Here is a 13,748-nt window from a genome sequence, read left to right on the forward strand (position 1 = left end):
TACAGGGCAGGGCCTAGCGGGCCAGCACCGCCTTCCACAGCAGCCGAGCCAGCTCCGGGTGGCAGATGTCGTTGTGAGCGCCCGCGATCCCGTCGATCCGGCGGATCACGGACGTGCAGTCGACGTTGTGCACCTGCCCGCGCTGGAGCTCGCCGGGAGAGCCGATGTTGTGGCCGTGCGCGTAGGTGCCCTGCACGCCGTGCGAGCCGAGCCCGCCGTACTTCGGGTACTCGTCCAGGTCGACCTGCCGGCCCGACCGCGCGGCCAGCGGGTAGAAACGGCCGATGGCGTAGTCGTTCGACGACGTGGTGACGATGATCGGGCCGGGCACGCGGCCGAGCACGCCGCGGAAGTAGCCGGAGCCGGGTTCGCCGGGCAGCCGTTCCGCGAACGACCACAGCGACATCGCGCCCTGCACCAGGGTCAGTGTCGCGGCGGGCACCACGTTCGCCATCGCCGTGGCGGTGATGCAGCCGAAGCTGTGGCCCATCAGGTGGACGCGCGCGTTCGGGGCGGCCTGGGCGACGTCGCGGGCGATCCTGGCCGCGCCGCTCTCGCCGAACACCTTGGCGCGCCGCTTCATCTTCCAGAACGTCAGGATCCGCAACGGCGACAGGATGCCGCCCAGGGCCGGATCCTCCAGGCACGCCCGGTAGAGCTGCTCGGCGTCGAACGCCATCCCGTCCTCGCCCGGCAGGTCCGGAACCGAGCTCTCCAGGTAGTCGTAGGCCTGTTTGACCGTGGGCGACATCCGGCACGGGTGCTGCCGCGCGGCCTGGACGATCGTGCGCACGGCGGCCGTGCGTCCGGCACCACCGCCGAGCCGGTCGGCCTGTGCCTTGATGAACTCGTCCGACCGCACGTCCTCGTCGCCCCACGCCTTCGACGGCCAGTGCAGGCCGACGAGCAGGGACTTGAAACCGCCCGGAAGCCGGTGTGCCGCATCACGTTCGGCACGGCAGCCGGCCATCGTCGCGACCCACCGCCCGTACTGCTCACGGGCGGCCGGCACGTCGCCGTTCCACCCGTGGATGAAGAAGAAGACGTCGGTGACGCCTTGGCGGGCGTCGTACAGCACGTCCGCGCTGTCCCGCCCCCGCTCGTTACCTGTCTCGTCGAAGCAGACGAGGTGATAGCTGATGTCGTGACCTGGCACGGATTCTCGGGACATCGCGGATCACCACCACACAGAACGCGCCCAACTGTTGTCCGTTTAATCGGAATCGGGGCGGCTCATGTTTACCCCCACTGATCAGGAAAACCCGTTCGGACCAGGGGGTTCACCCCGATTGCGCCGGTAGTGGCGGGCCGCGCGGACCCTGTTGCCGCACGACGGCGAGCACCATTCGCGGCGCGGGTGGTCCTTCACGAAGTACAGCACGCAGCCCGGCGCATAACAGGCGCGCAACAGAACCCGGCTCTCGCCGGTGAACAGGTCCACTGCCTCCGCGGCGATCGAGGCGCGCTCACGATCCGCGAGTGATCCGTCGCTTTCGTTGTGCCGCAACAGTTCGCCGTCACGCACGGCCAGCTGTGGCCACCGCTGCGCACTGCGCGCCGCACGGTTGACCTCAGCCACGGCCCGCTCCAGATCACGATCCCGCGCGACCGGACGCGTGTCCTCGGTCAGCACGCCCGCGAGGTCTCTCAAGGCCTGCCTCAGCGCGCGAAACGCTGTCAGGTCGGCCTGGTCCACCGGAACACCCAGGAAGTCGCGGAGTCCACCGACAGTCGTCAGGTCGTCGTGGACCTGCGACCGATTGGCCCAGATGGTGTTCATCAGCAGGACCGGACGGGGCTCGTCGGGCGTCAGCACGTCTAACGGTAACACAGGCTTGCATCCGTTAGGTTCTCGTTCTAACGTTTGCAGCGTCACCCAACCGTTGGAAGGACCGTCGTGAAACCTCCGTTCGACGCCGAGACCGCCCGCCGCAAGGTGCAGGCGGCCCAGGATGCCTGGAACACCAAGGACCCAGTACGCGTCGCCGGCGCCTACACACCGGATTCGGTGTGGCGCAACAGGTCCGAGTTCGTCCACGGCACCGACGAGATCGTCGCGTTCCTGACGAAGAAGTGGGAGCGCGAGCACGAGTACGTGCTGCGCAAGTCGTTGTGGGCGTTCGGCGACGACCGCATCGCCGTGCGCTTCCAGTACGAGTGGCACGACGACGAGGGCCAGTGGTGGCGCAGCTACGGCAACGAGAACTGGGAGTTCGCCGAGTCCGGCCTGATGCGCAGGCGCGAGGCGAGCATCAACGACGTGAAGATCGCCGAGTCCGAACGGCGCGTCGACCCGGACTCGACCTACGAGATCCCGGCGGAGTGACGGCCGTGCATGTCAAGGCGTTGTGGCGGTTCCCGGTGAAGTCACTGGGCGGTGAAGAACTCCGGCAGGCGACGTTCACGTCCGACGGCGTGCAGGGCGACCGGCTGGTGCACGTGCAGGGCCCGCGCGGCGTGCTGACCGGGCGCACCAGGTACGGCCTGCTCACGATCCCCGCGACCACCGGCCCGGACGGTCCATTGGTGGACGGACATCCCTGGGACAGCTGGCAGGCCCACGAGAGGGTGCTGCCGTTCGGCGGCAGGCTGACCCGCTACACCGGCCCGGAGCGGTTCGACGTGCTGAACGTCCTGGTGGCCACGGACGGCCAGGTCGAGGCCGCGGGCGTCGACGTGCGGCGGCTGCGGCCGAACATCCTCATCGGCGGTGTCGAGGCCGGCGAGGAGGACAGCTGGCCCGGGCACGCGCTGGTGATCGGCGATGTCGTGATCGGCATGTACCAGAAGCGCGCCCGGTGCGTGGTCACGACGATCGACCCCGACACCGGCGCACAGGACCTGGACGTGCACCGGCGCATCCGCCGCGAGTTCGGTGGCGTGCTGTGCCTGGACAGCTGGGTCATCCAGCCTGGCCTGGTCAACGTCGGAGATGCCGTTGAGCTGGTGCCGACCGACGAACTCCCCGACCGCATCGGCGGGTGGATCGTCGGCCGGCCCTACGCCGTCTAGATGTTGCGGCGGTACTGGCCGCCCACCTCGAAGAAGGCTTCGGTGATCTGGCCGAGCGTGCATACACGGGCCGCGTCCATCAGCACGGCGAACACGTTCTCGTTCGTCTGCGCCACCTCACGCAAGCGTGCCAACGCCTTCTGCGCCTCGTCGCGGTGTGCGGCCTGGTACGCACGCGTGCGCTCGACCTGCGACTCCTTCTCCTCCTCGGTGGCGCGCGCGAGCTCGATCTTCACGACCTCGCGCGTGCCGTCCTCCGGCAGGAAGGTGTTGACGCCGATCAGTGGCAGCGAGCCGTCGTGCTTGCGCTGTTCGTAGAGCATCGACTCGTCCTGGATGCGGCCGCGCTGGTAGCCGGTCTCCATCGCGCCGAGCACGCCGCCGCGTTCGGAGATGCGGTCGAACTCCATCAGCACGGCCTCTTCGACAAGGTCGGTCAGCTCGTCGATGACGAACGAGCCCTGCAGCGGGTTCTCGTTGGCGGAGAGGCCCCACTCCTTGTTGATGATCATCTGGATGGCCATCGCGCGGCGGACGGACGACTCCGTGGGAGTGGTGATCGCCTCGTCGTAAGCGTTGGTGTGCAAGGAGTTGCAGTTGTCGTACAGCGCGCAGAGGGCCTGCAGCGTCGTGCGGATGTCGTTGAAGTCCATCTCCTGCGCGTGCAGCGAACGGCCCGACGTCTGCACGTGGTACTTGAACTTCTGTGAACGCTCCGCGGCGCCGTAGCGGTCGCGCATGGCCACGGCCCAGATGCGGCGCGCCACCCGGCCGATGACGCTGTACTCGGCGTCCATGCCGTTGGAGAAGAAGAACGACAGGTTCGGCGCGAAGTCGTCGATGTTCATGCCCCGCGCCAGGTACGACTCGACGTAGGTGAAGCCGTTGGCGAGCGTGAAGGCGAGCTGGCTGATGGGGTTCGCCCCGGCCTCGGCGATGTGGTAGCCCGAGATCGACACCGAGTAGAAGTTGCGGATCTGCTGCTGGATGAACCACTCCTGGATGTCCGCCATCATGCGCAGCGAGAACTCCGTGGAGAAGATGCAGGTGTTCTGGCCCTGGTCCTCCTTGAGGATGTCGGCCTGAACGGTGCCGCGGACGTTGGCCAGCGCGAACGCCCTGATCTTCGTGTACTCCTCCGCGGACGGCTCACGGCCCTCCTTCTCCGTGAACACGGCGACCTGCTGGTCGATCACGGTGTTGAGGAAGTACGCGAGGATCGTCGGCGCCGGGCCGTTGATCGTCATCGACACCGACGTCGTCGGCGCGACCAGGTCGAAACCGTCGTACAGGGCCTTCATGTCGTCGAGCGACGCGATCGAGACGCCGGAGGTGCCGATCTTGCCGTAGACGTCCGGCGGGGTGTCGGGGTCGCGGCCGTAGAGCGTCACCGAGTCGAACGCCGTCGACAGGCGCGTGGCCGGGTTGCCCTTCGACAGGTACTTGAAGCGGCGGTTCGTGCGGAACGCGTCACCCTCGCCCGCGAACATGCGCGCCGGGTCCTCGCCCTCGCGCTTGAACGGGAAGACCCCTGCGGTGTAGGGGAAGAAGCCCGGCAGGTTCTCCTTGCGCAGGAACCGCAGCAGCGAGCCCTCGTCGTCGTAGCGGGGCAGGCTGACCCGGCGGACCTGGTTGCCGGACAACGTCTCGCGCGTCAGCCTGGTGTGGATCTCCTTGTCCCGCACCTTGAACACGAGCTCGTCGCCGGAGTACTGCTCGACGGTCGCCGGCCATGCCCCCAACAGGTTCGCCGTCTCGCGGTCGACCTTGCGCTCGGCCTCCGTTGCCAGTTCGGCGATGTCCGCGACGCCCTTGCCCGCCGCCTCCAACGCCTTCTGCGCGCCGGAGAGCTGGAGGTGCCTGCGGACCGCCTCGACCTGCTCGTCGGTCCTGCGGTGGTAGCCGCGCACGGTGTCGGAGATGTCGGACAGGTAGCGCACACGTGAGGCGGGCACGACCGTGGAGGCGCTCGTGGACGTCTTGCCGGCAACGGCGGCGAGTGCGCCCTCTTCGGCGTGCAGGCCGTGTTCGACCAGGCCGTCGCGCAGGAACTGGTAGAGCGCCGTCACGCCGTCGTCGTTGAACGTCGCGGCGGACGTGCCGTAGACCGGCATGTCCTCCCACTTGACGCCGAACGCCTCGCGGTTGCGCACCATCTGCCGTGCGACGTCCCTGCGCGCGTCCTCCGCACCACGGCGCTCGAACTTGTTGATCGCCACGGCGTCCGCGTAGTCGAGCATGTCGATCTTCTCGAGCTGCGACGCGGCACCGAACTCCGGCGTCATCACGTACAGCGAGAAGTCGACGAACGGCACGATGGCCGCGTCACCCTGACCGATACCGGGTGTCTCGACGATGACCAGATCGGCACCGGACGCCTTGCACGCCACGATGGCCTGCTCCAGGCCGTCCGGGATCTCGCTGCCCGCACGACGCGTGGCCATCGAACGGAAGAACACGCGGTCGCCGTCGAGGCAGTTCATCCGGATGCGGTCGCCGAGCAGCGCGCCACCACCACGCCGGCGCGTCGGGTCGACGGCGAGCACGGCGATGCGCAGCTTGTCCTGCTGGTCGAGCCGGAAGCGGCGCACCAGCTCGTCGGTGAGCGACGACTTGCCCGAGCCACCGGTGCCGGTGATGCCGAGGACCGGCACCTTGCGCGTGGTCTCCAGGGGCTCCGCGGTGCCGGCCTCGATGTGCGTGATCGCGCGCGCCAGGGCCTCGTCCGCCCCCGTCAGCAGCGCGTCGTGGCTGTACGGCTCCGTCAGCGCGTGGTCGCACTCCTCGATCATCAGGTTGATCATCCGGGCGAGGCCGAGCGTCTGCCCGTCCTGCGGCGAGAAGATCCGCGCGACCCCGCGCGAGTGCAGCAGCTCGATCTCCTCGGGGACGATGACGCCGCCACCGCCACCGTAGACCCGGATGTGCCCGGCGCCGCGCTCGTTGAGCAGCTCGACCAGGTACGAGAAGTACTCGACGTGCCCGCCCTGGTACGCGCTGATGGCGATGCCCTGCGCGTCCTCCTGGATCGCCGCGTCGACGACCTCCGACACCGACCTGTTGTGGCCGAGGTGGATGACCTCCGCGCCCTGCGACTGCAGGATCCTCCGCATGATGTTGATAGCCGCGTCGTGGCCGTCGAACAGGCTGGACGCGGTCACAAAGCGCACCGGGTTCGCCGGCTTGTGCAGAGTGGTCGCCATGAGAATAGTTTGACTTCCTACTATCGGACGTGCAACCGAGCGTGGTCCAGGTCTCTGTATCGAGAAGGAGAGGACATGGTCCCGCCGGCGGCCAGAGGTTCGCTCGCGGAGCACTTCGCCCAGGTCGTCTGCCGCCATGGCCGACGTTGAGAACTGGCCAGGCGGCCGAGCAGGGCCTGAGCTCCGGCCTGGCTGTGGTGCGCGGCTTGGTCAGCCTGTGGATGACCTAGCGGGCAGCGCCCCACTCGTGCGCGAGGGCGGCTGCCTCTCCCCGTGAGCCGACACCCAGCTTCTCCAGGATCTTCGCCACGTGGAACTTCACCGTGGACTCGCTGATGTGCAGCTCACCGGCGATGTCGCGGTTGCGCCGGCCACGGGCGAGGCGGCCCAGCACCTCCAGCTCGCGCGGGCCCAGCACGGTCAGCGGGTCCTCGCGCGGGCTCTCCGGCGGCCCGAGCGGCACCTCGATCGTCACGGTCGCGCCCCAGCCCGGCACCGCGTCGACCTCGGCCTTCCCGCCGAGCGGCCCGAGGCGTTCCGGCACTCGGCGGCGGTCGAGGCTGCCGCAGGACAGGGTGCCGGGACCGTCGTCGCGCACGGTCGCCCTCAGCACCGCGCCGACGATCTTCCAGCCGATGTGGACGCGGCCGACCCCACCCTGGTCGTCCAGCATCGCGTGCACGGCCGACCTGACCACCGCGGCCGCCGTGGCGGAGATTTCGGTCGGCACGATCCGGTCCGCGCCCTCCTCCGCGCCGGGCGTACCCAGGTCCAGGCGCACGTCGCGGCCGCGCAGCACGCGCCGCAACGACTCGGCGAGCCGCTCGAAGGCCTCGCCCGCCCGTTCCTCGGTCTGCGCCCGGTCCAGGTCGGCCCGCGACCGCAGTTCGACCAGCGCGGTGACGGCGAGGTCGACGGACCGCGAGCGGGCGGCCGCGTCGTCCACGCCGTGGTCGCGCAGCACGCCGAGCAACGCCGTCAGCGAGGCGCCGTACGCGTCGCCGAGGTCGGAGATGGCGACGGCACGCGCCGCCGCGGCCGCCCGGGACACGGCGAGCGTCGCGGGCACCGCCTCGTTGCGCAGGCCCTCCATGTGCGCGGTCACCACGTCCCACAACGCGACAGCGGGCGCCAGCACCTCGTCGGCCACCGGGGTGTCGTCGGTGCGCAGGAGCACCAGCAACGCGCTCGGTGCGGACACGTCGCTCACCAGCACGACCACCGGCACGTCGGCCCCGGCCATGGCCGCCCGCCCCTGCCAGGCGCCCCTGTCCGGCAGCTGCGGACGCAACGCGGCGATGTCGGTGATCGTCACCGGCGCCTCGCCACGGAGTTTGAACGGCGCGAACGAGCAGTTCGACAGCTCGGCCACGGCCCGGTGCGGGATGGCGCCGGCGATCGCCGCCGACAGCCGCGACAGCGTCTCGCTCAGCGGTGCCCGGATCACGTCGACGGCGGCCAGCAGGTCCATGGTTTTCAGCGTAGCCCGCTCCGGCGAGCATCCTACTGGCCTTTCGACTAGGTAGGACTAGCCGAAGTGCGGGGGCGGGCAGGGCGCGAGCGTCGCTAGAGTTGACATGTCAACCAAACGACGAGCACCTGGAGTCAGAGATGAAGGCGATCACCTACAGCACGTTCGGCGGCCCCGAAGTGCTGAGCCTGAACGAGGTCGAGGAGCCGCACGCCGGACCGGGACAGGTGCGGTTGAAAGTGGTGGCCGCGGCGGTCAACCCGCTGGACCACAAGATCCGCAACGGGTGGATGCCGCCACAGATGACGCCCCCGTTCCCGGTGACCCCCGGCCTCGAGGCGGCCGGCGTCGTCGACGAGGTCGGCGAGGGCGTAACCGGCGTCGCGGTGGGCGACTCGGTCCTGGGCTGGACCGTCACCGGCGCCTACGCCGAGTACGCGCTGGCCTCTGAGTTCGCCCTCAAGCCCGCGGACCTGGACTGGGACACGGCCGCCGCGCTGCCCGTGGCCGTCGAGACGGCGGTCCGCGTGCTCGACGAGCTGAAGGTTGGCGAGGGCGACACGGTGCTGATCCACGGGGCCGCGGGCGTGGTCGGTGCCGTCGGCGTGCAGCTCGCGGTGGCCCGCGGTGCCACGGTCATCGGCACCGCCTCCCCCGGCAACCACGACTACCTGCGGTCGCTCGGCGCCACGCCGGTCGCTTACGGCGAGGGGCTCGCCGACCGGATCCGCGCCGCCGTGCCGCAGGGCGTCGACGCCGTGTTCGACGCCGCCGGGCAGGGCGACCTGCCGTTGTCGATAGAACTGCGCGGCGGCACCGACCGGATCGTCACCATCGCCGATCCCCAGGCCGCCGAGCTGGGCGTCACGTTCTCCGGCGGCGGTGCCCCGTTCGGCACCAGGCTGGGCGAGTACGCCCAGCTCGTCGTGGACGGCAAGCTCGGTGTGCGAGTCGCGCGGAGTCTCCCGCTGGATGAGGCGGCCAAGGCGCAGGACCTGGTCGCGACCGGTCACGCGCCGGGCAAGGTGGTGCTGCGCCCCGTCGGCTGAGCAGGCACGGCCGGAGCACACCGGGCGGTCGTGACCTCCCTGGCGAGCGCCGTCAGTTCCTCTGCCGCCCGCGCCCTCGGACCACACTGCCGCAGGTGGTTCAGGGCGCGGGCGAGCAGCAGTTCGGCCTGCTGCTCGCACCACTTACGGCCGCCGCCGACGCTCATCCCGGAGTTGGCCGCCGCCACGACCGGAAGCGTGCGGCGACCGTGCGCGATGTCGTCGTGGAGGGCCAGGACGTCGTCAACGTGCTTGCGCGCCAGGCCGATGTCGTCACCGAACTGCCTGAGGTGCCCGGCCTGGCTCGCGCTCGCACCGGCGGCCAGCGCGCCGAGCTCGCACGCCGCCGCCGTCAGCGAGCTGTGCTTCGCCGCCGCCACACCGAGGTGCTGGGCCAGGTCGACGTCGTCCTCCTCGGCCATGCCGATCTCCTGGACGTAACCGTCCACAACGGACATCAACGCGACGTTGAGGATCATCACCTGGGGTGTGGTGAGCCGCGCGAGGGCGAGGGAGAGGAGAGCGTCGGCCGCCGAGACGACCCTGTCCGCACCGAACGCCTCCCACGCTCCCCCGCGGCTCATGAGGTCCGCGTGCAGTTGTTCGTGCAGGTGCGCGAACTCCAGCGCGAGGGCGACCACGGCCACGTCGGCGTCACCGAACGCCTCGGCGGAGAGCAGCACGAGCGCGGCCGTCGAGAAGTCCTGCCGGGCGAGGCCGAACTCGACCACCTCGCGCGTCTCGTCCGGAAGTTCCGCCAACGCCGCCGGCAGCAACGGCCCGACCGCGGCACGGGTGCGCTCCAGCACGTGCCGCGGTGGCGCGACCAGGTCGATGCTCGTCATTGCGCTTCCTCTCAGACCCCTGGGAAACGACGCTAAACCCGCTGGTCCGGCAATCAGGTCCGATAGCCACTGACGTGTTAAACAGAGGCACGATCCAGCGATGCGGACTACGTTGATGTTGAACGGGTTGTCGTCACCATCACCCGACCGTGATCGTCGTTTCCTGAGGGGCTGACCCATGCGCTACACCAAGCTCGCCGGCATGGACGTGTCCGAGATCTGTCTCGGCATGATGAGCTACGGAGATCCGTTGCGGGGCGGCCACCCGTGGTCGTTGCCGGAGGAGGACTCCCGGCCGTTCATCAAGGCCGCGCTCGACGCCGGCATCAACTTCTTCGACACCGCGAACATGTACTCGGCCGGTTCCTCGGAGGAGATCACCGGCGCCGCGCTGCGTGACTTCGCACGGCGCGAGGAGATCGTGCTGGCCACCAAGGTGCACTTCCGGATGCACGAAGGCCCCAACGGTTCCGGGCTGTCGCGGAAGTCGATCCTCGCCGAGATCGACAACTCGTTGCGCAGGCTCGGCACGGACTACGTGGACCTGTACCAGATCCATCGCTTCGACGGCACCGTCCCTCTCGAAGAGACACTCGAGGCGCTGCACGACGTCGTGAAGTCCGGCAAGGCGCGCTACATCGGTGCGTCGTCCATGTACGCGTGGCAGTTCGCCAAGGCGTTGTTCACGCAACGCGAGAACGGCTGGACGAAGTTCGTGTCGATGCAGAACCACTACAACCTCCTCTATCGCGAGGAGGAACGCGAGATGCTGCCGTTCTGCGCGGACCAGGGCATCGCCGTCATCCCATGGAGCCCGCTGGCCCGCGGCCGCCTGGTCCGCGACTGGGACGCGACGACCGCGCGCACCGAGACCGACGAGTCCGGGTCCACCCTGTACCTGGAGTCGGACCGCGCGATCGTCGACCAGGTCGCGGCCATCGCCACCGCCCGCGGCGTGTCGCGGGCACAGGTCGCGCTGGCCTGGCTACGGCGCAATCCCGTTGTCACGGCGCCGATCGTCGGCATCACCAAGCCCGCCCAGCTCGACGACGCGGTGGCGGCGCTGGACTTCGACCTGACCGACGACGAGGCGGCACAACTGGAGTCGGGCTACCAGCCGCACCGCATCGCCGGCCACTCCTGACGCCGCGAACGCGGATATACACTTCCGCCCGTGCCGAACTTGCGGATCAGCGAGGCCGCCGCGCTGCTCGGGGTCAGTGACGACACCCTGCGCCGGTGGATCGACCAGGGCCGTCTCGCGTCCGTCGTCCTGGACAACGGGCGCAAGGGCGTCAGCGGGACCGAGCTCGCCGCGTTCGCGCAGAAGATGACCGACGTGGCCGAGCCCGGTGCGACCGTGGCGGCCTCGGCGCGCAACCGCATGAAGGGCATCGTCACCCGCGTCGTCAAGGACGGGGTGATGGCCCAGGTCGACATGCAGGCCGGGCCCTTCCGCATCACGTCTCTGATGAGCCGTGAGTCCGCGGACGAGCTCGGCCTGGAGGTCGGCAGCGTCGCCGTGGCCTCGATCAAGTCGACGCACGTCGTCGTCGAGATCCCCGAAGCCTAGTGCGCTCGTTCGGAGCACGCTGCTAACCGTCCAGCCCGGCCAGCTTCCGCGACGCCTCCGCCTCACCCCACCGGAACCCGATGCGCCGCGACAACTCCACCGCCTCGGCGTACGAGGCACGCGCCTGCTCACCCCGCCCGGCCAGCTCGTGCACGATGCCGCGGTCCAGCAGCACACCCGCCTCGATCTGCCTGTCCCCCACCGACCGCGCGAGGCCCAGTGCCTCCTCCGCCAGCTCCAGCGCCCGGTCCAGGGAGCCGAGCCGGCGGTGGGCGTCGGCCATGTTCGCCAGCGCGTGCAGCTCGCCGGACCTGTCGCCGCACGCGCGCAACGTCGTCAGCGTCTCCTCGTAGCAGACCAGCGCGGCCGGGAGGTCGCCCAGCGCGGCGTGCACCAGCCCCAGGTTGGTGCGCACGTAGGCCGCGCCCTGCGAGTCGTCCAGTTCCTCGCGCAACGTCAGCGACGCCTCCAGCGAGGTCAGTGCGGCGGGCAGGTCCCGGCGGCGCCAGTGGGTGATGCCGAGGTTGTTGAGGGTCACGGCTTCGAGCTGGCGGTCGTGCAGCTCGCGGGCCAGGGCCAGTGCCGCCGTCCAGTGCCGCTGGGCCTCGCCGAACCTGAAGCCGCGCTCGCAGGCGGCGCCGAGTTCCTTCAGCGCCAGCGCTTCCGCGCGGAGGTCGCCGAGCGAGCGGGCGGCCTCCAGGGCGAGCGTGTTCAGCGCGGCCCAGTCCGCCACCTCGGACCGGCGGCGGAAATACCAGGACAGGCCCGCGGCGAACGCGATCGCGTCGGCCGGCGAGGCCTGGTGCGCGGCGGCGAGCAGGTTGTCGCGCTCCTCGGCCAGCCAGAGGTCGGCCGGGTTGTCCGCCAGCGCTTCCAGGTAGTGCTTGTGCAGGCGTTCCAGGGCCAATGAGCGTTCCTCGGGCGACTCCGAGGCGCGGCAGCGTTCGCGCGCGAAGAGGCGCAGCAGGTCGTGCAACGCGAACCGGCCGGGCACCGGTTCCTCGACCAGGTGCGCGTCGGCGAGTTCCGCGAGCAGGTCCTCGACGTCCGGCACGTCGGTCAGCGCCCGTGCCGCGGCGACCGCGAAGTCGGGGCCGTCGAGCAGTCCGATCAACCGGAACACCCTTGCCACGTCAGGAGATCCCAGCTCGGCGTAGCTGACCTCGAACGCGGAGCGCACCGCGACGTCGCCGAGCCTCAGCTCACCGAGGCGGCGCGCCTCGTCCGCCAGCCGCGCCGCCAGCAACGGTGCGGTCCACTGTGGACGAGTGAGCCGGGCACCCGCGATACGCAGGGCCAGCGGCAGTCCGCCGCACCAGCGCACGAGTTCCGCCGCGTCCGGGACCTCACCGGCGACGCCCTCCAGCAGCCGGTACGCGTCCTCCAGTTGCAGCGCGCCGAGTTTCACGTACGAGGCACCGTGCAGCGAGGTGAGCGGGCGGCGGGACGTGATCAGCACGGCCGAGCCGGGACCGGTCGGCAACAGGCGGGTGACCTGGCCGGCGGTGGCGACGTTGTCCAGCACCACGAGCAGCCGGCGTGACGCGGTGAGCGAGCGGTAGCGCAGGGCCTCCTCGTCTCCGGGCCGTTCGCCGAGCGCACGCAGGAACTGGCTCAGGATCCGGTCCGAGGCGCCGTCGGAGAGGTCGGCGTAGAGCTGGCCGTCCGGGAACCTCGCCGCGATCTCGTGCGCCGCCCGCACCGCGAGCGCCGACTTGCCGATGCCAGCCGGCCCTGTGATCACGCACACCGCGACCCGGTCCGGCCGCGGCTGCGCCTTGATCAGGTTGAGCTCGCGGCCGCGGCCGGCGAAGGTGACCACGTCCGGCGGCAGCTGCCGGATCGCCGCCGCCCCAACGGGTTTCGCGCGCAGGAGCTCGGCCTGCAGCCGCCGCAGCGACTCCCCCGGTTCGACGCCGAGCTCGTCGGTGAGCACCCGGCGGCACTCCTGGTAGGCCGCCAGCGCCTCGGCCGGACGCCCCGCACGGTGCAACGCGACCATCTGCTGCTCGCGCAGGCGTTCGTTCAACGGGTGCTCCCGCACCCACTCGTTCAGGTCCGCGACGATCTCGACGTGCCGGCCGAGGTCGAGCTCCGCCTCGGCGCACTCGACCCGCGCGGCCAGCCGCAGCTCCTCCAGCTGCGCGACGACCCCGCGCAGCAGGCCGGACGCGGCGAGATCGGCGAGGGCGGGCCCGCGCCACAAGGCGAGCGCCTCGCGGTAACCGCGCGGCGTGCGTTCCCTGCGGGCGACGTCGAGCAGCTCGGCGAACCGGGTGAGGTCGAGCTCGGCCGGATCGATCGACATCAGGTAGCCGGGCGCCCGCGAGAGCAGCCGCGAGCCGACGATCTTGCGCAGCTGGTAGACGTAGACCTGGAGGTTCTTCAGCGCCGTCTTGGGCGGCGCGTCGTCCCACAGCACGCTGATCAGCCGGTCGACCGGCAGCACCCGGCCGGGCTGCGCGAGGAGCAACGCCAGCACAGCTCGTTGTTTGGGCGGCCCAAGGCTCAGCCGCACGCCGTCGTCGGCGTAACACTCGACCGGCCCGAGCACCCGGAACTCCACAGCTCCCGATCGTAACCACCACAACACCT

The 13,748-nt window shown here is 70.2% G+C and carries 11 protein-coding genes; 5 read left to right on the plus strand and 6 right to left on the minus strand.

From position 1 onward, the window contains the following. Positions 1-13 precede the first annotated feature (13 nt). Both BLR21_RS28790 and BLR21_RS44035 read right to left on the minus strand, forming a co-directional pair. Positions 14-1,171 (minus strand): hypothetical protein, encoded by a 1,158-nt coding sequence (locus BLR21_RS28790; RefSeq protein ID WP_090010728.1) that lies wholly within the window; start codon positions 1,169-1,171, stop codon positions 14-16. Between the two features lie 81 nt (positions 1,172-1,252). After that, a complete protein-coding gene (locus tag BLR21_RS44035; RefSeq protein WP_256334992.1) occupies positions 1,253-1,876 on the minus strand; it encodes a CGNR zinc finger domain-containing protein in 624 nt (207 codons plus the stop codon). Positions 1,877-1,897: 21 nt separating this feature from the next. Between BLR21_RS44035 and BLR21_RS28800 the strand changes: the two genes are divergently transcribed. Both BLR21_RS28800 and BLR21_RS28805 read left to right on the plus strand, forming a co-directional pair. Continuing rightward, entirely contained in the window at positions 1,898-2,326 is a 429-nt protein-coding gene (locus BLR21_RS28800; protein ID WP_090010731.1) for a nuclear transport factor 2 family protein, read from the plus strand. Continuing rightward, positions 2,323-3,012: an MOSC domain-containing protein gene (locus BLR21_RS28805; RefSeq protein ID WP_218130987.1), complete on the plus strand. Its 690-nt coding sequence runs from the start codon at positions 2,323-2,325 to the stop codon at positions 3,010-3,012. The genes BLR21_RS28800 and BLR21_RS28805 overlap by 4 nt, the downstream gene beginning before the upstream one ends. Here BLR21_RS28805 and icmF read toward each other — a convergent pair. Both icmF and BLR21_RS44450 read right to left on the minus strand, forming a co-directional pair. Next, entirely contained in the window at positions 3,009-6,215 is a 3,207-nt protein-coding gene (gene icmF, locus BLR21_RS28810; RefSeq protein ID WP_090010734.1) for a fused isobutyryl-CoA mutase/GTPase IcmF, read from the minus strand. The genes BLR21_RS28805 and icmF overlap by 4 nt on opposite strands. Positions 6,216-6,441: 226 nt before the next feature. Then, complete coding sequence (locus tag BLR21_RS44450) at positions 6,442-7,686, minus strand: helix-turn-helix transcriptional regulator (protein ID WP_090010738.1); 1,245 nt, start codon at positions 7,684-7,686, stop codon at positions 6,442-6,444. 140 nt (positions 7,687-7,826) lie between these two features. On the opposite strand from BLR21_RS44450, the gene BLR21_RS28820 reads away from it, so the two are divergent. Then, positions 7,827-8,735 (plus strand): NADP-dependent oxidoreductase, encoded by a 909-nt coding sequence (locus BLR21_RS28820; RefSeq protein ID WP_090010740.1) that lies wholly within the window; start codon positions 7,827-7,829, stop codon positions 8,733-8,735. Here BLR21_RS28820 and BLR21_RS28825 read toward each other — a convergent pair. Then, positions 8,696-9,580, minus strand: coding sequence for a polyprenyl synthetase family protein (locus BLR21_RS28825; protein ID WP_176929838.1), 885 nt, complete (start codon positions 9,578-9,580; stop codon positions 8,696-8,698). The genes BLR21_RS28820 and BLR21_RS28825 overlap by 40 nt on opposite strands. Before the next feature lie 178 nt (positions 9,581-9,758). Here BLR21_RS28825 and BLR21_RS28830 point away from each other — a divergent pair, with 178 nt between their 5' ends. After that, a complete protein-coding gene (locus BLR21_RS28830; RefSeq protein ID WP_090010746.1) occupies positions 9,759-10,724 on the plus strand; it encodes an aldo/keto reductase in 966 nt (321 codons plus the stop codon). A gap of 30 nt (positions 10,725-10,754) precedes the next feature. Beyond that, positions 10,755-11,153 (plus strand): TOBE domain-containing protein, encoded by a 399-nt coding sequence (locus tag BLR21_RS28835; protein ID WP_090010749.1) that lies wholly within the window; start codon positions 10,755-10,757, stop codon positions 11,151-11,153. Between the two features lie 22 nt (positions 11,154-11,175). Here BLR21_RS28835 and BLR21_RS28840 read toward each other — a convergent pair whose 3' ends face one another. Further along, the gene (locus BLR21_RS28840; RefSeq protein ID WP_176929839.1) at positions 11,176-13,719 is read right to left on the minus strand and encodes an AfsR/SARP family transcriptional regulator; all 2,544 of its coding nucleotides are present in this window, start codon (positions 13,717-13,719) and stop codon (positions 11,176-11,178) included. Positions 13,720-13,748 lie beyond the last annotated feature (29 nt).

This window comes from Lentzea albidocapillata subsp. violacea (genome assembly GCF_900100275.1).
In the GTDB taxonomy this organism is placed as follows: domain Bacteria; phylum Actinomycetota; class Actinomycetes; order Mycobacteriales; family Pseudonocardiaceae; genus Lentzea; species Lentzea violacea.

What these genes read in the sequence shown, in the direction of transcription:
- BLR21_RS44450 (WP_090010738.1), bottom strand. Translation starts at nt 7,686, where the DNA reads ATGGACCTGCTGGCCGCCGTCGACGTGATCCGGGCACCGCTGAGCGAG.
- BLR21_RS28820 (WP_090010740.1), top strand. Translation starts at nt 7,827, where the DNA reads ATGAAGGCGATCACCTACAGCACGTTCGGCGGCCCCGAAGTGCTGAGC.
- icmF (WP_090010734.1), bottom strand. Translation starts at nt 6,215, where the DNA reads ATGGCGACCACTCTGCACAAGCCGGCGAACCCGGTGCGCTTTGTGACC.
- BLR21_RS28825 (WP_176929838.1), bottom strand. Translation starts at nt 9,580, where the DNA reads ATGACGAGCATCGACCTGGTCGCGCCACCGCGGCACGTGCTGGAGCGC.
- BLR21_RS28830 (WP_090010746.1), top strand. Translation starts at nt 9,759, where the DNA reads ATGCGCTACACCAAGCTCGCCGGCATGGACGTGTCCGAGATCTGTCTC.
- BLR21_RS28790 (WP_090010728.1), bottom strand. Translation starts at nt 1,171, where the DNA reads ATGTCCCGAGAATCCGTGCCAGGTCACGACATCAGCTATCACCTCGTC.